At 68.2% G+C, this 22,055-nt stretch carries 21 protein-coding genes; 7 read left to right on the top strand and 14 right to left on the bottom strand.

From position 1 onward, the window contains the following. Window positions 1–131 precede the first annotated feature (131 nt). The 10 genes from ACFCV3_RS01225 to ACFCV3_RS01270 all read right to left on the bottom strand — a co-directional run bounded on the left by ACFCV3_RS01225 (window position 132) and on the right by ACFCV3_RS01270 (window position 9,500). Window positions 132–572 (bottom strand): carboxymuconolactone decarboxylase family protein, encoded by a 441-nt coding sequence (locus ACFCV3_RS01225; RefSeq protein ID WP_376024985.1) that lies wholly within the window; start codon window positions 570–572, stop codon window positions 132–134. Between the two features lie 55 nt (window positions 573–627). After that, the gene (locus tag ACFCV3_RS01230; RefSeq protein ID WP_376024987.1) at window positions 628–1,386 is read right to left on the bottom strand and encodes a hypothetical protein; all 759 of its coding nucleotides are present in this window, start codon (window positions 1,384–1,386) and stop codon (window positions 628–630) included. 80 nt (window positions 1,387–1,466) lie between these two features. Next, entirely contained in the window at window positions 1,467–2,633 is a 1,167-nt protein-coding gene (gene rodA, locus ACFCV3_RS01235; RefSeq protein WP_376024989.1) for a rod shape-determining protein RodA, read from the bottom strand. Then, window positions 2,633–4,687: a penicillin-binding protein 2 gene (mrdA, locus tag ACFCV3_RS01240; RefSeq protein ID WP_376024991.1), complete on the bottom strand. Its 2,055-nt coding sequence runs from the start codon at window positions 4,685–4,687 to the stop codon at window positions 2,633–2,635. The genes rodA and mrdA overlap by 1 nt, the downstream gene beginning before the upstream one ends. Further along, entirely contained in the window at window positions 4,677–5,216 is a 540-nt protein-coding gene (gene mreD / locus ACFCV3_RS01245) for a rod shape-determining protein MreD (protein ID WP_376024993.1), read from the bottom strand. The genes mrdA and mreD overlap by 11 nt, the downstream gene beginning before the upstream one ends. 17 nt (window positions 5,217–5,233) lie before the next feature. Continuing rightward, complete coding sequence (gene mreC, locus ACFCV3_RS01250) at window positions 5,234–6,166, bottom strand: rod shape-determining protein MreC (protein ID WP_376024995.1); 933 nt, start codon at window positions 6,164–6,166, stop codon at window positions 5,234–5,236. Between the two features lie 2 nt (window positions 6,167–6,168). After that, window positions 6,169–7,197, bottom strand: a complete 1,029-nt coding sequence (locus ACFCV3_RS01255) for a rod shape-determining protein (protein ID WP_132413477.1) — start codon at window positions 7,195–7,197, stop codon at window positions 6,169–6,171. A gap of 138 nt (window positions 7,198–7,335) precedes the next feature. Then, on the bottom strand, window positions 7,336–7,746 hold the full coding sequence (gene ndk / locus ACFCV3_RS01260; RefSeq protein ID WP_376024998.1) for a nucleoside-diphosphate kinase: 411 nt from the start codon (window positions 7,744–7,746) through the stop codon (window positions 7,336–7,338). A 3-nt stretch (window positions 7,747–7,749) separates the two neighbouring features. Further along, window positions 7,750–8,109 carry a DUF4233 domain-containing protein gene (locus tag ACFCV3_RS01265; protein ID WP_376025000.1) on the bottom strand — a complete coding sequence of 120 codons (360 nt, stop codon included), beginning with the start codon at window positions 8,107–8,109 and terminating at the stop codon, window positions 7,750–7,752. Then, a complete protein-coding gene (locus ACFCV3_RS01270; protein WP_376025002.1) occupies window positions 8,106–9,500 on the bottom strand; it encodes a bifunctional folylpolyglutamate synthase/dihydrofolate synthase in 1,395 nt (464 codons plus the stop codon). The genes ACFCV3_RS01265 and ACFCV3_RS01270 overlap by 4 nt, the downstream gene beginning before the upstream one ends. Window positions 9,501–9,572: 72 nt before the next feature. Here ACFCV3_RS01270 and valS point away from each other — a divergent pair, with 72 nt between their 5' ends. Both valS and ACFCV3_RS01280 read left to right on the top strand, forming a co-directional pair. Next, complete coding sequence (gene valS / locus ACFCV3_RS01275) at window positions 9,573–12,110, top strand: valine--tRNA ligase (RefSeq protein ID WP_376025004.1); 2,538 nt, start codon at window positions 9,573–9,575, stop codon at window positions 12,108–12,110. A gap of 139 nt (window positions 12,111–12,249) precedes the next feature. After that, a complete protein-coding gene (locus ACFCV3_RS01280) occupies window positions 12,250–13,131 on the top strand; it encodes a hypothetical protein (RefSeq protein ID WP_376025006.1) in 882 nt (293 codons plus the stop codon). Between the two features lie 4 nt (window positions 13,132–13,135). Here the strand turns inward: ACFCV3_RS01280 and ACFCV3_RS01285 are convergent, their stop codons facing one another. Beyond that, window positions 13,136–14,062, bottom strand: a complete 927-nt coding sequence (locus ACFCV3_RS01285) for an AEC family transporter (RefSeq protein WP_376025008.1) — start codon at window positions 14,060–14,062, stop codon at window positions 13,136–13,138. Between the two features lie 181 nt (window positions 14,063–14,243). On the opposite strand from ACFCV3_RS01285, the gene ACFCV3_RS01290 reads away from it, so the two are divergent. The 3 genes from ACFCV3_RS01290 to ACFCV3_RS01300 all read left to right on the top strand — a co-directional run bounded on the left by ACFCV3_RS01290 (window position 14,244) and on the right by ACFCV3_RS01300 (window position 17,241). Next, window positions 14,244–15,602 carry a phosphodiester glycosidase family protein gene (locus tag ACFCV3_RS01290; protein ID WP_376025010.1) on the top strand — a complete coding sequence of 453 codons (1,359 nt, stop codon included), beginning with the start codon at window positions 14,244–14,246 and terminating at the stop codon, window positions 15,600–15,602. A 69-nt stretch (window positions 15,603–15,671) separates the two neighbouring features. After that, the gene (locus ACFCV3_RS01295) at window positions 15,672–16,892 is read left to right on the top strand and encodes a phosphodiester glycosidase family protein (RefSeq protein ID WP_376025012.1); all 1,221 of its coding nucleotides are present in this window, start codon (window positions 15,672–15,674) and stop codon (window positions 16,890–16,892) included. A gap of 10 nt (window positions 16,893–16,902) precedes the next feature. Then, window positions 16,903–17,241, top strand: a complete 339-nt coding sequence (locus tag ACFCV3_RS01300) for a hypothetical protein (protein ID WP_376025014.1) — start codon at window positions 16,903–16,905, stop codon at window positions 17,239–17,241. A 6-nt stretch (window positions 17,242–17,247) separates the two neighbouring features. Here the strand turns inward: ACFCV3_RS01300 and ACFCV3_RS01305 are convergent, their stop codons facing one another. Together ACFCV3_RS01305 and ACFCV3_RS01310 are read right to left on the bottom strand one after the other, a co-directional pair. Further along, window positions 17,248–18,906: a glutamate--tRNA ligase gene (locus tag ACFCV3_RS01305; RefSeq protein WP_376025016.1), complete on the bottom strand. Its 1,659-nt coding sequence runs from the start codon at window positions 18,904–18,906 to the stop codon at window positions 17,248–17,250. Window positions 18,907–18,968: 62 nt separating this feature from the next. Beyond that, window positions 18,969–19,355: a MerR family transcriptional regulator gene (locus ACFCV3_RS01310; RefSeq protein ID WP_376025018.1), complete on the bottom strand. Its 387-nt coding sequence runs from the start codon at window positions 19,353–19,355 to the stop codon at window positions 18,969–18,971. Window positions 19,356–19,400: 45 nt separating this feature from the next. On the opposite strand from ACFCV3_RS01310, the gene ACFCV3_RS01315 reads away from it, so the two are divergent. Beyond that, on the top strand, window positions 19,401–20,477 hold the full coding sequence (locus ACFCV3_RS01315; protein WP_376025020.1) for an alkene reductase: 1,077 nt from the start codon (window positions 19,401–19,403) through the stop codon (window positions 20,475–20,477). Here the strand turns inward: ACFCV3_RS01315 and ACFCV3_RS01320 are convergent. After that, window positions 20,474–21,007 carry a GNAT family N-acetyltransferase gene (locus ACFCV3_RS01320; RefSeq protein ID WP_376025022.1) on the bottom strand — a complete coding sequence of 178 codons (534 nt, stop codon included), beginning with the start codon at window positions 21,005–21,007 and terminating at the stop codon, window positions 20,474–20,476. The genes ACFCV3_RS01315 and ACFCV3_RS01320 overlap by 4 nt on opposite strands. Before the next feature lie 38 nt (window positions 21,008–21,045). On the opposite strand from ACFCV3_RS01320, the gene ACFCV3_RS01325 reads away from it, so the two are divergent. After that, window positions 21,046–22,047 carry a M14 family zinc carboxypeptidase gene (locus ACFCV3_RS01325; RefSeq protein WP_376025024.1) on the top strand — a complete coding sequence of 334 codons (1,002 nt, stop codon included), beginning with the start codon at window positions 21,046–21,048 and terminating at the stop codon, window positions 22,045–22,047. Window positions 22,048–22,055: the final 8 nt, after the last annotated feature.

The following is a 22,055-nucleotide window of genomic DNA, read 5'->3' on the forward strand; positions in this document are numbered from 1 at the left end:
AGACAGGCGGGGCGGTCTGTCGATCGAGGCGGCTGGCTGAGCCTATCCCGCTCCGGGTTCGCGAGGGGCCGCCGGATCACCCGGCGGACAAACCTGCAGGTTGTTGCAACGAGCGGAGAGCACTCCCGAGATCAGACCGTAGCCGGTTGTGCGCGGGTGGTGATGGCGAGGCGGTTCCAGAGGTTGATGGTGCCGATGGCGAGGACCACGTTGACCGTTCCCTCTTCACCGAAGTGCTTGACCGCGTCGTCCCAGACGTCGTCCGGGACACCGTGGTCACCCAGCTTGGTGACCGCGTCGGTCAGGGCGAGCGCGGCCCGCTCGGTCTCGTCGTAGAACGAGACCTCGCGCCAGGCGGCCAGCCCGAACAGGCGCTGCGTGGTCTCGCCTTCCTTGAGCGCGTCCTTGGTATGCATGTCCATGCAGAAACCACACCCGTTGAGCAACGAGGCGCGCACCTTGATCAGGTGCAGCAGGGTGTGGTCCAGAACGCTCTGTACGTAGGTTTCGACGCCGTACACGGCCTTCACACCGGCCGGCACTGCCTTCATCATGTCGCTGCGTTGTTCCATACCTGTTCGACCAGATGACCCGGTACGGCGTGACTTCCGGGGCCGGTGACCTCGGTCACGTGGCCGGTTTGAGCACCGCCTGCGCCCTCGTCGCGGCCGCCTCGGCGGCGGCCTCCAGCACGGACTCGTCACCGGCCAGCACGCTGACCGACAGCATCACGTCGTTCACGCCGGTGATGAGGGCGGTGAGCTCGAGACCCCGCTTGGGACCGCTGACGCCCATCAGCCGGAACGCGAACGGCTCGGTGCCGTACTTCGGGGCGGTGAGCTCGTCGACCTGCATGGTCGTGCTGCCCTCGCCCTCGGCGCGCATGCTGACCCGCGTGCAGGACGAGACGGCGTCCGAGTACTTCTCCCGCAGGCTCGCGACCTTCTCCACCGAGCCCAAGGCGTCGAAGCCGAAGTCGATGTAGGGGCCTTCCTGACCGCCGGAGAACGAGCGGCTGACGGTTGCCTTCGTGCCCGGAGCCTCGGTGGCGTTCAGGTATTTGACCAGGGGCTTGCAGCGGCTGCTCGAGGTCCAGAACGGCTTCGAGCCGTCATCGGGTTCCTCGGCCTCGCGGGTGAACCCGGCCGGCAGGTCGGACAGCTCGAGGAGTGCCTTGGTCAGGTCTTCCTCGGAGCGCACGACCAGGCCGGTCGCCGGATCGGTCGTCGCGGTGACCGGTTCGGGCACCGTGGAAGTCGGCGTCGACGGGACCGACGGTGCCGGAGTCGGCGGGGCGGAGCTCTTGTCATCACCGCCACCACACGCAGTCAGCGTGAACGTGAGGGCGGCGGCGAGAGCAAGGGAGGACGACACGAACCTGGTCATGGAATTCCTCGGTGGCGGAGTCACACCGCTATCTGGACAACGTGTCCAGAGGGCGGCCGAGCAGGCAGCAGCGTACCGGATCAGAAACTGTGCGAACGCAGGTGGATGTTCTGCAGCAGACCGACCGCGAGCAGACAGGCGAACATCGACGAACCACCGTAGGAGACGAACGGCAGCGGCAGCCCGGTGACCGGCATGATTCCGAGCGTCATCCCGATGTTCTCGAAGGCCTGGAAGGCGAACCAGCACACCACTCCGGTGGCCACCAGCCGGCCGAACGCGTCGCGGGCGTTGATCGCGATCCGCAACCCGCGGAACAGGATCAGCGCGAACAGCACGATGATCGCACCGGCCCCGATCAGGCCGAGCTCCTCACCGGCCACGGTGAAGACGAAGTCGGTGTGCTGCTCGGGGACGAAGGCGTTCTGTGTCTGGCCGCCGTGGAACAGGCCCTGGCCGAAGACCCCGCCGTTGCCGATCGCGATCCGGGCCTGGTTCACGTTGTAGCCGGTGCCTTGCAGGTCGCCCTCGGGATTCGCGAACGAGGTGAAGCGATCGAGCTGGTAGGACTTCAGGATCTGCAGCTTGATCGCCAGCGCCGCGATCACCACGCCGGCCGTGACGAGGCCGAGCATCCAGCGTTTCGGGACGCCGGAGACCGCGATGATCCCGAACACGATCGAGCCGAGCACCATCACCGTGCCCAGGTCGGGTTGCAGCATCACCAGCACCACCGGCACCGCCGCGATCGCGATGGCCTGGGCGATGTCGACGGTCCGGGCGGTCGCGTTCCGGTCGGTCTCGCCCTTCTCCGCGATCAGCAGCGACATGCCGACGATCACCGCGAGCTTCGCGAACTCACTGGGCTGGATCGAGATCCACGGCAGCTGGATCCAGGACCGCGACCCGTTGATGGACGCACCGATCCCGGGCACCAGGACGAGGATCAGTCCGACGATCGCGACGGCGTACAGGATCGGGGCGAGCAGCCGGAGCCGGCGCGGGTCGGTGACCGCGGCGCCGACCGCGAGGATCAGACCGATGGCGAAGTTCATCGCGTGCCGGAGCAGGAAAAAGTGCGGGTTGCCCTCGGTCAGCGACTCGCGGTTGTGGGTCGCGGACCAGATCAGCAGCGCGCCGATCGCCGACAGCGCGACCACGCCCAGCACGAGGATCCAGTCCAGCTGCCAGACGGTCGATCGCCGGTCCGCGCGCGGCCTGGTCCGGATCGGGGAAAGCGTGGCCATCACTGCGGCTGCTTCGGCTTGGTGGCCGGCGGCGCCGGCTTGATGTCGTACAGCGTCTCGTAGATCTTCCGGACCGCTTCACCACCGGCACCCGAACCGGTCCCGGCCTGACTCAGCATCATCACCACTGCATAGCGATCGGTGTACGCCGCCATCCACGAGGTGGTCTGTTTGCCGAAGACCTCGGCCGTCCCGGTCTTGGCCCGGATCGGGATCGTGTCGAGCGGGAAACCGGCGAACTTCCAGGCCGCCGTGCCGCTGCGGGCCGTCTCCTTGAGCCCCTTGTCGATATAGCGCAGGTTGCTCGCCGAGACCGGCAGCTTGGCCTTCACGGTCGGCTTGATCACGTGGTTCTTGCCGTTGGCGCCCCGCCACGACGCGACGACCCGCGGCTCGTAGAGAGTGCCGCCGTTCGACAGAGCCGAGTAGACGACCGCCAGCTGCACCGGCGTGATCGTGGTGTCACCCTGGCCGATCGAGAAGTTCACCGCGTCACCCGCGCGGTAGCGGTAGCCGTCGACGCAGAACTCGCGGGAGAACTGCTTCAGGAACGCCGACGTCCCGGCCGGCGGGTTGCTCGCGAGCTTGCAGTAGTAGTCCTTCTGCGAGTCGTAGTACTCCTTCTTCCACTTGCGGTCCGCGATCCGGCCGCTCACCTCACCGGGCAGATCGATCCCGGTCGGGGTGCCGAGACCGAACTTCTTGGCCATCTCGACCAGCGGGTCACGCGCGTTGATGTCACCGGAGTTGCCGCCCTCCTTGAGCCACAGGGCGTAGGCGATCCGGTAGAAGAAGGTGTCGCAGGAGATCGACAGCGCGCGGTCGAATCCGATCATCCCGTAAGAGGCGGATTCGTAGTTCTTGAAGCGGCGATCGCCGACCTCGAGGAACGACGAGCAGTCCAGCCGGGTCTTCGTGCTGTACCCGGCGCCGAGCGCAGCCGCGGTGGTGATCGGCTTGAACGTCGACCCGGGCGCGAGCTGACCCTGCAGAGCCCGCGAGACCAACGGCGTCCCGGACTTGGGCGAGTAGAGCGCGTCGAGCTCGCTCTGACTGATGCCGCCGACCCAGACCCCCGGGTCGTAGTTCGGGTAGCTGGCCATCGCGACGATCCGGCCGGTCTTGGTGTCCATCACGACCGCGGCACCGGAATCGGCGACGTAGTTGCGTTTGGTGATCTTGTCGTACTGCTTGCGGGCCGTCAGCAGCGCGCCGCGCAGTTGCGTCTCGACCGAGGCCTGGATCCGTGCGTCGATCGAGCTGACAACGGTCGCGCCCGGGGTCGGTGCGGTCTGCTTCTCGACACCGGTCGTGTACCCGACCGCGTCGACGATGACGTCCTTCACACCAGGTGCGCCCCGCAGCATCGCGTCGTACGTGCGCTCGACGCCGGCCCGGCCGACGAGATCCGAGCGGTGCGGCACCGAGTCCTGCCCGGACTCGTCGATCTTCTCCAGCTCTTCGGTGGTGATCGGCGAGAGGTAACCGAGGATGTGCGCCGCGTTCACCCGGTACGGCGCCGGATACGCGCGCAGGGTCTGGGAGTCGGCCGCGACCCCCGGGAAGTCCTCGCGGCGTTCCATCACCTCGATCGCGACCTGCTCGCTGACGTCCTTGGCGACCGGGATCGGCTGGTACGGCGTCCCGTTCCAGCAGCGCGGTGGCTTCGAGGCACCGGGCTCGCCGCAGAGCATCGTGCGGTCCTTCAGCTCCTTCGGGGTCTGGCCGAGCACCTTGGCCAGCCGGGCGATCACCTGGGTCTGCTGCTGGTCCGGCAGCTTGGCCAGCACCGAGCGGTCGACGGTGATCACCAGCGACACCCGGTTGCCGACCAGCGTCCGGCCCTTGGCGTCCACGATCGTGCCGCGCGGCGCGGGCACCAGCACCTGGCGGGTGTGATTCTGCGTGGCGGCCTGGGTGTAGTCGGCACTGGACATCACCTGCATGTACCAGAGCCGGGCGAACAGTGTGCAGAACAAGGAGAAGACCAGCACACCGATCACGAACAACCGCAGCCGTGCCTTCAGCGGCGTCTCGAAGAAATCAAAACTCACGGGTCATCACCCGGCGCTCACGCGTGGCGGTGAAGCGGGACATCAGCCACATCACCAGCGGAATGACGACGATCGCACCGACCACGTCATAGCCGGCCGCGATCCCGATGCGGACACCGAACTGCCCCCAGTCGACCGAAGGATCGTGCAGCAACGCACCAGTCGCCGAGTAGATCAGCAGCGACAGCCCAGCTCCGAAGACAACGGTCAGGGCGACACCCAACGGCCCGACCGGACCGGCTGAGGTCTCCCGCCGGATCAGACCGGCCACGTAGCCCGCGATCGCCAGCGCGAGCGCCCAGCGACCGGCGGTGTGATCAGCAGGCGGCGCGATGTCGAGCAGCAGCCCACCCACGAACCCCGCGATCGCACCCCACTCCGGACCGCGCGACAACGCCAGCGCGATGACCACGATCAGGACCAGGTCACACGTGACTCCGGCGACCGCGATATTCGTCAGCACGGACGTCTGGATGGTGACTGCCAGCATCAACAGCAAGGCAGCCAACCCGACTCTTAATGCAATCACGTCAACTCCCCCTTCTCTTAACGAGCACTGCCTGCTGTTGTTGATGGCTTGAGTTGTGGTCGGGCCGGGCGAGCCGGCGGACCGGTCACCACACCCACGGTGTCGATCCGGGTGGGATCGACGTACGGCTTGATCGTTGCGGTCGTGCCGAGCCCACCCGCCGTCGCCGACACCGAAGTGACGACGCCGATCGGGACACCAGGCACGTACGGCGCGTTGCCGCTGGAACCCCAGGTGACGATCCGGTCCCCGACCCGGGGCTTGGCCTTCAGGTCGACGAGCTTGTAGTCCAACGTCCCGGCCAGCTCGCCACGGCCGGAGACGAATCCCAGTGCCAGCGTCGAGTTCAACCGTCCACCGACCGTCGAGTTACGGTCGCCGATCAGCAGCACGGTCGCGGTCGCCTCGGTGGTCCGCACCACGCGACCGACCAGACCACTGCCGTTGATCACCGTCATGTCGGCACGGACGCCATCCGCCGTCCCGGCATCGATCGTGACGGTGTGGTTGAAGCTCTGCAGGCTGCCGATCCCGATCACCCGGGCCGGCGTCATGGTGAACTTCGGCGCGAGCCGGAGCAGGCCGTCCAGCTCGCCGGCCCGGTTCCGCGCGTAGTCGGTGGTGTTCAGCTCCTGGCGGAGCTTGTCGTTCTCGCTTTGCAGTTTTTCGTTCTCTGCTTTCAACTTATCCGTTTCCGCGAAGCGGTCCCGGAGGTTGTCCACAGGCTGCCGGGCCGAGCTCGCGGTCGACTCGAGCGGGCCGAAGACCGCCGCCGCGCCGGCCCGCAGCGGCTCCACCGGCGAACCGGCCGAGCGGCGGGCGTCGAGCACGATGAGCGTGAAACAGGCGAGGATGATCAGGACCAGAATCGTCCGGCGGCGCCGGACCTCCCGCGGTACCCCGGCCGCCCGGACCAGGCCTCGCGCGGGGGTGCCGAGGTCTTTGAGCATGCTCAGCGCCGGTTGTCGGTGACGAGAATCCGGTTCAGCGTCTCGATGTTGTCGACACACTTGCCGGCCCCGAGGACGACCGCGTCCAGCGGGTTGTCCGCGACATGGATCGGGATCCCGGTCTCGTGCCGGAGCCGCTCGTCCATCCCCTTGAGCAGGGCTCCGCCACCGGTCAGCACGATGCCGCGGTCGACGATGTCACCGGCCAGCTCCGGCGGGGTCTTGTCCAGGGTGGCCTTGACCGCGTCGACGATCGCGGTGATCGGCTCCTCGATCGCCTGCCGGATGTTCGCCGAGGAGACCTTCACGGTGCGCGGCAGTCCGGAGATCATGTCCCGGCCGCGGATCTCGCTGTCCGGCCCGTCGGTGGTCGGGAACGCCGACCCGATGGTCATCTTGATCTGCTCCGAGGTCGCCTCGCCGAGCAGCAGCGAGTACTCCTTCTTGCAGTAGTTCACGACCGCCTTGTCGATGGCGTCACCGGCCACCCGGATCGACTGGCTGGTGACGATGCCGCCGAACGAGATGACCGCGACCTCCGTCGTACCGCCGCCGATGTCGACGACCATGTTGCCGGTGGCGTCGCGGACCTCGAGATTCGAGCCGAGGGCGGCGGCCATCGGCTCCTCGATGATGTAGACCTTGCGGGCGCCCGCCATGTACCCGGCGTCCCGAACCGCGCGCTGCTCGACCGCGGTGATGCCGGACGGTACACAGACCACGATCCGCGGTTTGGCGAAGTACCGGCGGCGGTGCACCCGCTGGATGAAGTAGCGCAGCATCTGCTCGGCGGCGTCGAAGTCGGCGATCACGCCGTCCTTGAGCGGCCGGATCGCGGTGATGTTCCCCGGTGTCCGGCCGATCATCTTCTTCGCCTCGTGACCGAACGCGACCGCTTCGCGCGGTTCGTCGGTCCGGGTCGCGACCACGGACGGTTCGTTCAGGACGACGCCACGCCCTCGTACGTAGACGAGGGTATTGGCCGTTCCGAGGTCGACCGCCATGTCGCGGCCGAGCATGCTGTTCGCCATCTCGGGGGCCCTCCACCTGCTCGGGTCCTGCGATTCTCAGGCTAAGCGCGGACCCAGCGCCACCCGGGGACCGACACGACCCGCCTGCCCAGCACGCATCGTATCGGTCCCCTCACCCAAACAACGTCCCGGGCTGTACTACGGCAGGTCCGGGAACCAGATCTTGATCTCGCGGTCGGCCGACTCCGGGGAGTCGGAGCCGTGGACGAGGTTCTCGCGGTTGGACAGCGAGAGGTCGCCGCGGATGGTGCCGGGGAGGGCCTTGCGGCCGTCGGTGGCGCCGTTCAGGGCGCGGACCACCTCGATGGCCTCGTCGCCCTCGAGCACCAGGGCGACCAGCGGGCCGCTGGTGACGAACTCGCGCAGCGGCGGGTAGAAGTCACGCTCGACGTGCTCGGCGTAGTGCTGGTCGGCCGTCTCACCGTCGATCGTGCGGAACTCCATCGCGACGATCGACAGCCCCTTGGCCTCGAACCGGCCGAGAACCTCGCCGACCAGCCCGCGACGTACCGTGTCGGGCTTCAGCAGGACCAGGGTGCGCTGCGACATCTTTCAACTCTCCGTAGAAGTAGTCGGGGCGGCAGAGCCTACCTGCTGAGCTTTCTTGACTTCCTCGATGCGACGGCCGAGAACAATGGCGGCCACCCAGAAGGCCCCGAAGGCCAGTCCCAGCAGGAACATGACGGGCACGACGAAGCCCAGACCAACGGCGCCGACCTGTACGGCGGAGCCGAGGATGTAGCCGGTCCGGTTGCGCAGCAGGCCTGCGGACAGGATGGCCAGTACGGCGAGGCCCAGGCAGACCGGGAGTGCGACGGCCGGGCGGACGTCGGCGACCGAGATCATCACCGGGGTGACGAGGGCGAGCAGCAGGGCCTCGAAGCCGAGGACGATGGAGGCTAGTGACCTCATTCGCCGTCAACCTCCTGGGAGTAGCCGGGAAGCGGGTCGGCCTCCTTGGGCTTGCGGACCAGCAGGGTGCGGGCCTCGCCGGCGGTGACCACCGAGCCGGTGACCAGTACGCCGCCGCTGCCCATGGCGATCGCGCCCTCCTCGGCCAGCCGGATCGCGTCGTCGATCGCGTCGATCAGGTGCGGACGGACCAGGACCCGGTCCTCGCCGAAGATCTCCATCGCCAGCTCACCGAGCTCCTCGGCCGGCATCGAACGCTCGACGAAGCTGTTCCGGGTGCAGATGACGGTTTCCATGATCGGCTCGTAGGCCTCGAGCAGGCCGTAGACGTCCTTGTCCTTCATACAGCCCAGGACGCCGATCAGCGGCTGGAACGCGAACGCCTCGGACACCGCCGCGACGGTCGCCTGGGCGCCGTGCGGGTTGTGCGCGGCATCGACGAGGATCGTCGGGCTGGTCCGGACGACCTCCAGCCGGCCAGGGCTGGTGACCTCGGCGAACCCGGTCTGGAGCAGCTCGGTGGTGACGCGACCCTCGGACTCCTCACTGGCACCGAAGAGCGCTTCGACGGCCGCGACCGCAGTGGCCGCATTGTGCGCCTGGTACTCACCGTGCAGCGGCAGGAAGATGTCGTCGTACTCGCCGCCGATGCCCTTGAGCGAGATCAGCTGGCCGCCGACCGCGACCGAGCGGCTGACGACCCCGAACTCGATTCCCTCGCGGATCATCGGCGCACCGACCTGGGCGGCCCTGGCCATCAACACTTCGAGTACGTCGAGGCTCTGCTGCGAGACGACCGCCGTACCGGACTGTTTGATGATGCCGGCCTTGTCCCGGGCGATAGTGACCGGATCCGCACCCAGGATGTGCGCGTGGTCGACCGCGACCGGCGTGATCACCGAGACCGTCCCGTCGGCGACGTTGGTCGAGTCCCAGGTGCCGCCGAGGCCGACCTCGACGATCGCGACGTCGACCGGAGCGTCGGCGAAGGCCGCGAACGCCATCCCGGTCATCACCTCGAAGAACGAGAGCGGGTGCTCCTGCTCGGAGTCGACCACGTCCAGGTACGGCTCGATCTCGACGTACGTCTCGACGAAACGCTCCTCACTGATCGGTTCGCCGTTCAGCGTGATCCGCTCCCGGACCGACTCCAGGTGCGGGCTGGTGAAGCGCCCGGTCCGTAGCCCCGCCTCCCGCAGCAGGGAGTCGATCATCCTGGCGGTGGAGGTCTTGCCGTTGGTTCCGGTCAGGTGCACGACCGGGTACGACTTCTGCGGGTCGCCGAGCAACTCGACGAGCCGCTGCACGCGGTCGAGCGTGGGGTCGATCTTCTGCTCCGGCCAGCGGGCCTGGAGCCGTGCCGATACCTCGGCGTAGGAGAGGTCGCTCATCAGGGCTTCAGTCTAGTGAGGCTGTGGATAAACCGTTCGGAGCACCCCTTGACAACCACTAGGATTGTGGGCATGAGCCAGATGTCCCGCGTTCCAGACAAGCCCAGCCTCGACGGCCTCGAGGAGAAGTGGGCTGCCGTATGGAAGGAGCAGCAGACCTACGCCTTCGACCGGACCGCGGAGCGCGCCGATGTCTACTCCATCGACACGCCGCCGCCGACGGTCTCGGGGTCGCTGCACGTCGGGCACATCTTCAGCTACACCCACACCGACCTGATCGCGCGCTTCCAGCGGATGCGCGGCAAGAAGGTCTTCTACCCGATCGGCTGGGACGACAACGGCCTGCCGACCGAGCGCCGCGTCCAGAACTACTACGGCGTCAAGTGTGACCCCTCGCTGCCCTACGACCCGGACTTCACCCCGCCGGAGAAGCCGGACCCGAAGAAGCAGATCCCGATCTCCCGGCAGAACTTCGTCGACCTGTGCGGTGAACTCACGCATATCGACGAGCAGGCGTTCGAGGCGATGTGGCGCCAGGTCGGTCTGAGCGTCGACTGGAACCACCTGTACACGACCATCTCCGAGGATTCCCGGCGGACGTCGCAGCGCGCCTTCCTGCGCAACTTCGCCCGCGGCGAGGCGTATCTGTCCGAGGCGCCGACGCTCTGGGACGTCACGTTCCAGACGGCGGTCGCGCAGGCGGAGCTCGAGGCGCGCGACTACCCGGGTGCGTACCACCGGGTCGCGTTCCACGGCACCGACGGACCGATCTACATCGAGACCACGCGGCCGGAGCTGATCCCGGCCTGTGTCGCGCTGATCGCGCACCCGGACGACGACCGCTACAAGCACCTGTTCGGGACGACGGTCAAGACGCCGCTGTTCGGCGTCGAGGTCCCGGTCCTGGCGCACGAGGCCGCCGAGATGGACAAGGGCGCCGGGATCGCGATGTGCTGCACCTTCGGTGACCTGACCGACGTCACCTGGTGGCGCGAGCTGCAGCTGCCGGTCCGCACGGTCATCGGCCGCGACGGCCGGATCCTGCGCGAGACGCCGGCCTGGCTCGAGGGCTCGGAGCTGTACGCCGAGCTCGCGGGCAAGACGACGTTCTCCGCGCGCGAGCTGATCGTCGGCAAGCTGCGCGAGAGCGGCGACCTCGACGGTGAGCCGACGGCGACCCAGCGCAAGGCGAACTTCTACGAGAACGGCGACAAGCCGCTCGAGATCGTCTCGACCCGCCAGTGGTACATCACCAACGGCGGCCGGAGTGCGGAGCTGAAGGCCGAGTTCATCGACCGGGGCAACGAGCTCGGCTGGGTCCCGGAGCACATGAAGCACCGCTACCTGAACTGGGTCGAGGGCCTGAACGGCGACTGGCTGGTCTCCCGGCAGCGCTTCTTCGGCGTCCCGTTCCCGGTCTGGTACCCGCTGACCGAGGACGGCGAGCCGGACTACGCGCACCCCCTGCTGCCGTCCGAGGACGAGCTGCCGATCGACCCGACCTCGCAGGCACCGCGGGGGTACGACGAGTCCCAGCGCGGTAAGCCCGGTGGGTTCGAGGCCGACCCCGATGTGATGGACACCTGGGCGACCTCATCGCTCACCCCGCACATCGCGTGCGGCTGGGAGCGGGACGACGACCTGTTCCGGCGGACCTTCCCGATGGACCTGAACACGCACGCGCACGAGATCATCCGCACCTGGCTGTTCTCCCGCGTCGTCCGGGCCAACTTCGAGAACGGGACGCTGCCGTGGGCGCGCTCGATGATCTCGGGCTTCGTCGTCGACCCGGACCGCAAGAAGATGTCGAAGTCCAAGGGCAACGCGGTCGTCCCGTCGGAGATCCTGGAGAAGTTCGGCTCGGACGCGGTCCGCTGGCGTGCCGCGATGGCCCGGCCGGGGATGGACTCGCCGTTCGACGAGTCGCAGATGAAGGTCGGCCGGCGGCTCGCGATCAAGGTTCTGAACGCTTCGAAGTTCGTGCTGTCGTTCGGGGCGACCACGGTGGACACGGCCGCGGTCACCGAGCCGGTCGACCTGGCGATGCTGCAGCGGCTGCGGGCTGTTGTCGCGGATGCGACGGCGGCCTTCGAGCGATACGACTACACCGGTGCGCTCGAGGTGAGCGAGCGGTTCTTCTGGACTTTCTGCGACGACTACGTCGAGCTGGTCAAGGAGCGTGCGTACGGCGGTCAGGGCGATGCTCCCGCGGCTTCGGCCAAGGCGGCACTCGCGGTCGCGCTGTCGGTTCAGCTGCGACTGCTCGCGCCGTACCTGCCGTTCGCGACCGAAGAGGTCTGGTCGTGGTGGCAGGAGGGTTCGATCCACCAGGCAACCTGGCCGACCGATGCCGATCTTGCGGTTGCTCCGCAGGAGGCCGAGGTTCTGGACGCGGTCTCCGAGGTGCTCGCCGGGATCCGTGGCGCGAAGTCCGCGGCGCAGGTCTCGATGAAGACCGAGGTCAGCAAGGTCGAGGTCAGTGGCCCGGCGGCCCGCCTGGCCCTGGCCGAGCGCGCCGAACCCGACCTGCGCGCCGCCGGCCGGATCACCGGCGAGATCGTCTGGAACGCCGAAGAGACCGACGCCGTCAGCGTCGTCGCCACTCTCTGACGTAGTACCGGTAGTGCCCGTCACCCCGGCCGGGGAGGCGGGCACTACGCGTTTGAACCGAACGACTACGCTGCGGAACCAGGTTGTCCGATGTGCGACCATCGGCCTCGACCCCGCGTCAGCACCAAGGAGCCTTCCCATGAGCGATCCCACCACTCCGAGCGACCCCGCTTCCCCCGAGGGACAGCCGGAGTCCCCGGAGACCGGTGCGGAGAAGCCCGCTCCCCCGGCACCCGCCGCGCCCCCGAAGCCCGGCGCCCCGAAGCCCGCCGCCTCGGAGAACCCGGCTGCTGCGAAGCCAGCTGCGGCGGACAAGGCTGCGAACGGCGAAGGGGAGCCGGCGAAGGGCGCCGACCCTGGAGCCAAGGAGGCCGGCAAGCAGGAGAAGGACCAGCCGCCGGTGACGATCGCCGTCGACAAGTCGCTGCCGCCTGGAACGGTGGTGATTGAGACGGCCGACGGCGCGACCGCGTACGGGGTGGATGGGAAGAAGGTCCCGTTCTGGCGGCGGGGGCCGTTCGTGACGGTGGCTGGGGCGGTGGTGGTGCTGCTGGTGCTGGCGGTGCTGGGGTATGTGTGGGGTCTGGGACCGTTGAACCGGCTGAACACGGCCCGCGGGATCACGCCGCCGGCCAAGCTCGCCGGCCTGGACCGGGTGACGGACGCGGACATCCGCAACCAGCTGCAGCTGGACCAGACGCGGCAGGCGCTGAGCCGGATCAACAACGGCAAGCAGGCGACCGTCGAGGCGTACGGGAACCTGGACGGCGACCGCCTGTTCGTGGTGATCGCGTTGCGCGGGAAGGTCGACATCGCGAAGACCATCGCGGACTCCGGCGCGGCACCCGACAAGGTGAAGACGATCGGCCAGGCCACCTGCGTCGAGACCACCGGCAACCTCCCCACGCAGTGCTACCGCGGTTCCAACACCCTCACCGTCATCGCCCAGTCAGCCAACGAAGGCGTCACCGTCGACCAGGTAGCCCCCGTCGCGGTAGAAGCCTTCCACGCGATGAAGTAGTGCCTCACGCGAGTAGGCCGGCTATGGCGGTCATCAGGGGGATGGAGACGAGGGTGCTGATGAGGACTGCGCTTCGGGCCAAGGTGCGGGAGGTTCGGTAGTGGACGGAGTAGACGTAGACGTTCTGGGCGGTTGGTAGGGCGGCTAGCAGGGTGGGGGCGAGTAGGGCGGTGCCGTGGAGGTTGAGTAGCCAGCGGGCGACGGCGTACGCGAGTAGTGGTTGGGCGACGGTCTTCAGGACGACAGCTAGTACGACGTCTCGCTGCAAGGTGATCGAGTCCTTCGCACCGGCGCTCAGGCTGAGGCCGTAGGCGATCAGCGCGACCGGTACGGCGGCTGCGGCCAGGAGGTCGATCGGCCGCATCAGCACGGTCGGCAGCGGTACGTCGAATGCCGCCGCCACCAAACCCAGCAGTGACGCCACCGTCAGCGGATTCCGGAGCGGACGCGTGAGCACCGTGCGCAGCTGGACCCGGCGTCCGCTCCCCAGTCGATCGCTGTCCAGGATCGCGAACGCGACCGGCGCGAAGACCAGCAGCTGGAACAGCACGATCGGCGCGACCAGCGCTCCGTTACCCAGCACGTACGCCGCGATCGGTACGCCGAGATTGCCTGCGTTCACGTACGACGACGCGAGTACGCCGACTGTCGCCTCGGAGCGGGATCGCCGCCAGAGCAGCACCGCGACCAGCAGGAAGACCACCTGGACGACGAGCAGGCTGGCCAGGTTCGTCACCAGCACCACGGAGAAGATCGAGTGCAGGTCGGCCCGGGCGACCGTGGTGAACAGCAGCGCCGGTGTCGCCACGAAGAACGCGAGCCGGGACAGTACGAGCTCGTCCTCGGAGCGCAGCACCCCGGCCAGACCGACGACGTACCCGAGCATTGCGACCGCCACCAGCGCGACGAACGCACCCACGACGGCGGACACCCGCGGTCAACTCCTCAACGGCTCGGCAACCTCCGGATCGTATCCGGAAGGCATCCAGGCACCTTCGGGCAACCACCCTCCGGACATCTTCACCGTTCGTGCCCGGGCGATTACTCTGGTAATCGCTGACAGCTCAGCGCATCGCCGCGGAAAGATTCCGCCCTGGGGGAAGGTACCGCCCATGCCTGCTCAACTCCTCAAGCGAGGGCTCGTCGTCGCGACCCTCCTGACGATCACCGTCGTACCGGCCGCGGCCGCAGCGGGCGGCGACCCCGGATCGTCGGGCTACAACTCCGACCCGGCCTCGCCGGGATACACCCCGGGCAAGGCGAGCATCCCGCCCCCGCCCGCGCCACGGGCCGACGGTGGGTTGCCGATCGGCGACGCGGACCTCACGGAGACGCGCACCGACAGCGCGCTCGCGCCTGGCGTGACGCTGACCAGGATCGTCCGCGGGACCGTGCCGGCCGACCCGGATGAGATCGGTACGACGACCCGAGGTCCCTGGGTGGTCAACGTGGTGACGATCGATCCGGCACTCGCGCAGGGCCGCGTGCAGACGTCGTACGGACCTGACCTGGCGCGGACCGAGAAGACCTCGGCACTGGTCAAAGCGGCCGGCGCGGTCGTCGGGACGAACGCGTCGTTCTTCACGTTCACCGCGAATCCGACGTATCCGGGCGAGCCGGTCGGGCTCGCCCTCTCGGACGGTCAGCTGATCAGTGAGCCGACCACCAGCATCAGCGAGATGAGTCTGCTGATGGATGCCCGGAGCAACCAGATGAGCGTGCAGAAGGTGCGCTGGACCGGTCAGATCAAGAACCGCGACACCGCCGCGACGCTACCGCTCGAGTTCGTCAACCACCCAGCGGTGGTTCCGGCCGCCTGCGCCGACCTCGTCGATCAGACCACGTGCACTGCCGCCGGCGACGTCGTACTGTTCACGCCGCATTTCGCTGCCAAGACCCCCTCGGGACACGGTGTCGAGATCGTCTTCGACCGGCTCGGGTGCGTGGTCCGGACGTCGGCCACGCGCGGCAGCACGATCACGGTCAGTCAGTTCGCCCTGCAGGCGACCGGCAAGGACACGAACGCACTGCTGGCCCTGACCGCTGCCGGTGGATGCGTCGACCGCAGTCACGTGCTCACCAACGACCAGGGCGCGCCGATCACCCTGCATCGCGGCCTGTACGGCGTGGTCGGGCGCTACCGCCTCACCCAGGGCGGCGCGATCGTCGTACCGCCTGGCTCCGGCAGCTTCTTCGCCCGCAATCCGCGAACCATCGCCGGGACCACGGCCGACGGGAAGCTCATGCTCGCCACCATCGACGGCCGGCAGACCACGAGCGTCGGTACGACGATGGCCGAGACCGGCGCGGTCGCGGACGCACTGGGCCTGACCGAGTCGGTCAACCTCGACGGCGGCGGGTCGACCACGATGGCGCGCACCGACGGCACGCTGATCAACCACCCGAGCGGAACCAACGGCGCGGAACGCTACGTCGGCGACGCGATCGTCTACTACCCCACCCGCCCGTAACCTGGTAGATGCTAACGAGCCAACATCACGAACGGTAAAATTCCACCCACTCGGGGAAGGATGGGCGACATGACTCCTTCCCGCCGTGGCCTCGCCGCCACCGCCCTACTGACCGTCGCAGCCACCCTCACCACAGCCCTCACTGCAACCGCCGTACCGACCGCGACGGGCGGGTTGCCGATCGGCGACTCCGATCTGGTCGAGACGCGGACCAGTGAGAGCCTGGCGCGTGGGGTGACACTGACCCGGATTGTGCGTGGGACGGAGCCGGCGCCGGCTGATCAGATCAACACGACGACGCGTGGGCCGTGGGTCGTGAGTGTGCTGACCATCGATCCGCGGCGGGCGCGCGGGCAGCTGCAGGCGACGTACGGCGCGGATCTCGCGCGGGTGGAGAAGACTTCGGATCTGGTCCGGACCGCCGGTGCGGTGGCCGGGGTGAATGCGTCGTTCTTCACGTTCACCGCGAACCCGGCGTACCCCGGTGAGCAGGTCGGCCTGGGGATCTTCGACGGCAAGCTGCTGAGCGAACCGCTGACCGACCCGGCCGAGGCGAACCTGCTGATCGATGCCAAGAGCAACAAGGTGCTCACCGGCCACCTGAGCTGGACCGGGCAGGTCCGCAACCGGTGGACCGGGGCGACGCTGCCGCTCGAGTTCGTCAACCATCCGCCAGTGGAGAGCGACACTGTGCTGTTCACGCCGGAGTTTGCGGCAGCGACGCCATCCGGTGCTGGTGTCGAGGTCGTGTTCGACCGGCGCGGCTGCGTCGTCCGGACAGCGACCACTCGCGGAACCACGCTGACCAAGAGCCAGTTCGCCGTACAGGCAACCGGCCAGGACACGAACGCACTCCTCGCACTCACCGAGCGCGGCTGCGTCGACCGCCAGCTCGCCGTTGCCGACCAGCGGGGCCGCAAAGTCCAGCTCCACAAGGGCTTGTACGGCGTGACCGGTCGCTACCAACTCACGTCGAACGGCGCGGTCGTCGTACCGCCTGGTTCCGGCAGCTTCTTCGCCCGCAACCCGCGCACGATCGCCGGCACCACCCACGACGGCAAGATCATCCTCGCCACCATCGACGGCCGTCAGACCACCAGCGTCGGCACCACGATGGACGAGACCGCCGCAGTCGCGAAGGCGCTAGGCCTGCACGACTCCATCAACCTCGACGGCGGCGGCTCCACCGCCATGGCCCGCGCCGACGGCACGCTCATCAACCACCCCAGCGGAACAGGTGGCGCCGAGCGCGCCGTGGGCGACGCCGTGGTCTTCGTACCGCGCCACTGATAATGACCTGGTGAAGCGGACGGCATTCCTGGAGATCCTGAGCGACCTCGCCGATACGGACCCGACCTTGCTCTGGGAAGAGCGGACCGTCGAGGCCGAGCCGGCGGCATCAGACTTCGTGCTGACGACCGCCGGCCCGGTCTCCGTCTACGTCTGGGGAGTGCGAGCCGAGTTCGACGACCTCCGCGTCCTGGTCGACGACCACACCTTCGACTTCGTTCCCGCAGCCGAACTCCGCGACTTCCTAGCAGCGGCGCTGTCCGGACAAGCAGAAGTCATACCGGGTCGCGGCCTGCTGCGGCCCGCGCGAATGGTGGTTCGCTCGGGCCAGCAGGTGTGGGAGTCGTAGCGACGGCTAGGCGGTGCCGGCCAAGGCCTTGAGGCGACGGAGGGTTTCTTCGGCTCCCAGGGCCTGGGTGGTGGCGTGGAGGTCGGGGCTCTTGGTGGCGCCGGTGATGGCAACACGGACGAGCTGGGAGGCCTCGCGGATGGAGCCGGGGTAGGCGTCCGGATCCTTCTTGTATTCCTTGGCGTTGGCGGCGAAGCCGTGCTTGGCGGCGAGGTCGCGGATCTGGTTGAACCACTCCGAGGCATCGTCGCGGTGCTCGTAGGTGGCGACCAGGTCCTGGGCGAAGGCGGTGACGACCTCCGGGGCGACCCCCAGCGCAGCGATGCGCTCGTCGGACGGACCGCTCACCAGCTCGAACAACGCCGGGAAGAAGAACGCGTAGGCGGTGCGGAAGTCGGACCACTTGCGGAGGTCCTTGCGCGGGTTCTCGACACCGTCGCGCTCGACCGCGAGGGCGCGCAGCGCAAGCTCCGGCTCGGCGTCCAGCACGGGGACGAGCTCGGCGTCGTACTCGCGAGCCCACACGCGCACCGCGTCGAGGATCTGCTGACCGCTCAGCGTGGCGATGTGGTCGGCGCTGATGTCCTCGAGCTTCACGAGGTCGACGAGCGGACCGGCGACACCGCACTGGTCGAGCTGGATCGGCGCGGCCAGCGCCTCGGCCAGCGGAACCTCGGCCAGCCGGCCGTTAGCCAGGCCGCGCAGGTAGTACAGGACCGCGTCGGCCGGGAAGCCCGCGCCGATGTAGAAGTCGACGCCGGCCTCGGGGTCCTTGCGCTTGGACAGCTTCCGCTTGCCGCCAGGGATCTGCTTCATCAGCGGCGCGATGTGCGCGTACTGGATCGGCTCGAACTCCAGCGCGGCGAACAGCTGCAGGTGCAGCGGCACCGACGAGATCCACTCGTCGCCACGGATGATCAGGTTCACCCGCATCAGGTGGTCGTCGACAGCGTGCGCGAAGTGGTACGTCGGGAGCCGCGGCGACTGGTCGGACGCCTTCAGGATGACGGCGTCGTTCCGGTTCGCCTCGTGCTCGAGCTCGCCGCGGATCGCGTCGGTGAACCGGGTCCGCTGCCCGTCCGCGTCATCCGGTGCGCGGAAACGGACGACGTACGGCGTCCCGTCGGCCAGCTTGGCGGCGACATCGGAGGCGTCGGCGTCACGCCAGATCGCCCACTTGCCGTAGTACCCGGTCGGGACCTTGTTCGCCTGCTGGCGACCGGTGATGTCGGCCAGCTCCTCCTTGGTGGCGAAGCACAGGTACGCCTTGCCCTGGCGGAGCAGGTGCCGCACGTAGGTCAGGTAGATCTGCTCACGCTGCGACTGCATGTAGGGGCCGTACGCGCCCTTGGTGACATCCTCGTCGGAGGCGATGCCGAAGTAGTCGAACCCGCGGTCGAACTGCGCCAGCGCACCTTCGACCTCACGTGACTGGTCGGTGTCCTCGATGCGGATCAGGTAGACACCGCCGGTCTTCGTCGAGATGTCCCGGTCGATCATCCCGGCGTAGATCCCGCCGATGTGGATGAATCCGGTCGGCGACGGACCGAGCCGCGTCACCTTCGCACCGTCGGCCAGCTCACGCTGCGGATACTTCTCCTCCCAGAACTCCGGCTCGGGGAGATCGGCAGGGAACAGGCCATCGATGACCGCGCGGTCGAGCATTTTGAGGTACGTCTCACTTCCAGGTCGGTGCCAACCTGTCGAGCCTAGCAACAGAACCGCGGTCAGAGCGTTGCGCGGTGGGCGCGGTTGATCTTGATGAGCTCGTCCAGGGTGTCGCGGGTCTTGAGCAGCTCGTTGATGTGGTCCGACAACCTGTCGCGTTCCTGGGCCATCCGGTCGGCGGCGGCATCGGAGGTCTGCTCGCTCGGGGCGTAGCTGCAGGGCAGCACATCGGCGATGGTTTTGCTCGACAGGCCGGCGGTGTAGAGCAACTGGATGAACGCCACCCGGTCGACCGCCGCCTCGCCGTAATAGGGCTGCCCACTCGCGCTCCGGGTGCTCGCGAGCAGTCCCTGCTCCTCGTAGTACCGCAGCGAGCGCACGCTGACGCCGGTCCGCGTGGAGAGTTCGCCGATCCGCATCGACACGTCGGATGTGACCTGAACCACGATGATTTGCCCCTCACATGGATGTGAGCTTTTAGCTTAGCTCGTATGACCTCTCTCTTCGACAAGCACCAGCTCGGCCGCCTCGAACTCCCCAACCGCGTGGTGATGGCTCCGATGACCCGGGTCCGCGCCGGCGCCGGCGGACTCGCGACGCCCGCGATGGCGACGTACTACGCGCAGCGCGCGACCGCCGGACTGATCGTGTCCGAAGGCGTGCAGCCGAGTCTGATCGGGCAATCCAACCCCGGTACGCCGGGACTGCACACCGACGAGCAGGTGGAGTCGTGGCGCCCGGTGACCGCCGCCGTCCATGCGAACGGTGGCCGCATCTTCGCCCAGATCATGCACGGCGGCCGCGTCTCACACCCGGACACCAATGGCCTGCAGCCGGCCGGACCGTCAGCCGTCCCCGCGGTCGGCGAGGTCTTCACGCCCACCGGCCGGCAGCCGGCCCCGATGCCCCGCGCGATGACGACTTCCGAAGTACCGGAACATGCCCGCTCGTACGGCGAGGCTGCGCGGCGCGGGGTCGAGGCCGGGTTCGACGGTGTCGAGTTGCATGGCGCGAACGGCTACCTCATCCAGCAGTTCCTCTCCGACAACGCCAACCTCCGCACCGACCAGTACGGCGGCGCAGTCGCGAACCGCATCCGCTTCGCCGTCGAGGCGGTCGCGCACACCGTCGACGCGATCGGTGCAGCCCGCACCGGGATCCGGCTCTCCCCCGGCGCGACGATCTGGGGTGTGCAGGAGAACGACGTACCGGCGCTCTACACCGCGCTGCTCAAAGAGCTCGCGCCACTCGACCTCGCCTACCTGCACCTCGAAGTCACCACGGACGAGGCGACCCTCCGCACGCTGCGCGACCTCTGGCCAGGCACGCTGATCATCAACCCCGGCCCGGTGCTCGGCCCAGGTCAGACCCGTCCCTCCGATGCCGATTACTGGCTTCAGAGAGGCGCGGATCTGATCAGCTTCGGCCGCGCCTTCATCGCCAACCCCGACCTGGTCGAGCGCCTGCGAACCGGCCTCCCCCTGGCCCCCGCCGACGAGTCCACCTACTTCGAGGGCGGCACCCACGGCTACCTGACCTACCCGGCGTACCAGCACACAGCGGCCTAACTCAGCACCGCAACATCCGCCCAGGCGATCCGCAAGCAGGCCGGGCTGCCGTTGAGCCGGCTCGGATCGCCACCGGGCGGTGGGACCGGCGCAGTCTCCACCGCGTCGCCTCCGTTGGCGCGATAGAACCCCTGCGCCGCAATGTTCTGCTCGAGCACCCACAAGTACATGGCACGAGTCGCCGCCCGCTGCTCGACGGCACTCGCGGCCTGGCGCAACAAGCGGCCGCCGATCCCCGACCCACGCCGCGCAGTCCGCACGTGGAGGTTGTCCACCAGACTCCCCCACCGCGGATCCGCATCGAGCATCACATGCACGAACCCGATCAGCTGACCGGATTCCTCGGCCAGGATCGTCTCGGTGTGGGCCGGGGCGGCGAGCCGTTCCGTCCAGACCGTACGACGGTCGGCCTCGATATCGCCGTCCAGAAACGCATCGGCGTACGCACCTCGGTAGTGCCGCCGCCAACTGTCCGCGTGCAACGAAGCAACCTGCTCGGCGTCGGCCGCCGTTGCCACTCGAATCTCCACCTGACCAAACCTAGTTTGTGTTGGCATACTCGGCGAGCATGAGGATCAAGCCGCGAATCGTCCTGATGTCCGCCCTCGTCACCGCCGGGCTTCTCGTTGCACCTACCGCCCGGGCCGCCGGCACCGCGCCGGTCGATCCACGTCCGTCGACCGCGAAGCTCGCCGTACAGCTGCACAAACTTGCCATCCAGAGTCATGGCAAGGTCCGCGTCAGTCCGATCGGCCGCAGTAACCAGGGGCGGCCGGTCTGGGCGGCGCGGGTCGGTCATGGCAAGGTCAAGATCCAGTACGTCACGCAGCAGCACGGCGATGAGCCGCTCGGGACTCCGGCGGCGCTGGAGTTCCTGCGTACGGTCGGCGTCGGTAACAGCGCCTGGCAGCGCAGGCTGCTGTCGCAGGTGACCGTCGACATCGTCGTGCGCGCTAACCCGGACGGCCACGAACACAACTGGCGCTACAACTACGACCCGACCGCTGACCCCGAGTACGGCGAAGCCGGCAAGGGGTACGACATCAACCGGTACCACGATCCGGCGGTCGCGCCGGCCGACAACCCGGCGACCGAGGCCGGGCTGATCCAGCGCCGGTTCGCCGCGTTCCAGCCGGACATCATGGTCGACTACCACATGCAGGGTCGCTACAAAGATGCCTCCGGCAAGGAAATCACCGCCTCGACCATGTGGCCGACGCACGCCGGCGTGAAGCCCGCGGACGTCGACTTCGCCAAGCAGGTCGCGGTGGTCGTGCAGCGATCGATCAACGGCGCCGGCGGCAACGTGTCGCAGTACCCGGGTGGCGACTACCAAGGCATCGCCCGCAACGGCTACGGCCTGCTGGGCAGCGGCAGCGTACTGGTCGAGCTCAGCGACATCCCCGGTCGCGAGCAGCGCCAGATCTCGGATGCACTCGCCTCGATGCTCGCCATCGCCCGTTCCGCCGCTGACGGTTCCGTACGCACCATCGACCCCGCAGCCGCCACCGCCATCCCGCCCCGCGGCCCCGCTCTCCCCGGCACCGTCGAGGAGGACGAGGCTGCCTGATCGACAGC

The organism is Kribbella sp. NPDC056345 (genome assembly GCF_042262745.1).
Taxonomy (GTDB): Bacteria; Actinomycetota; Actinomycetes; order Propionibacteriales; family Kribbellaceae; genus Kribbella.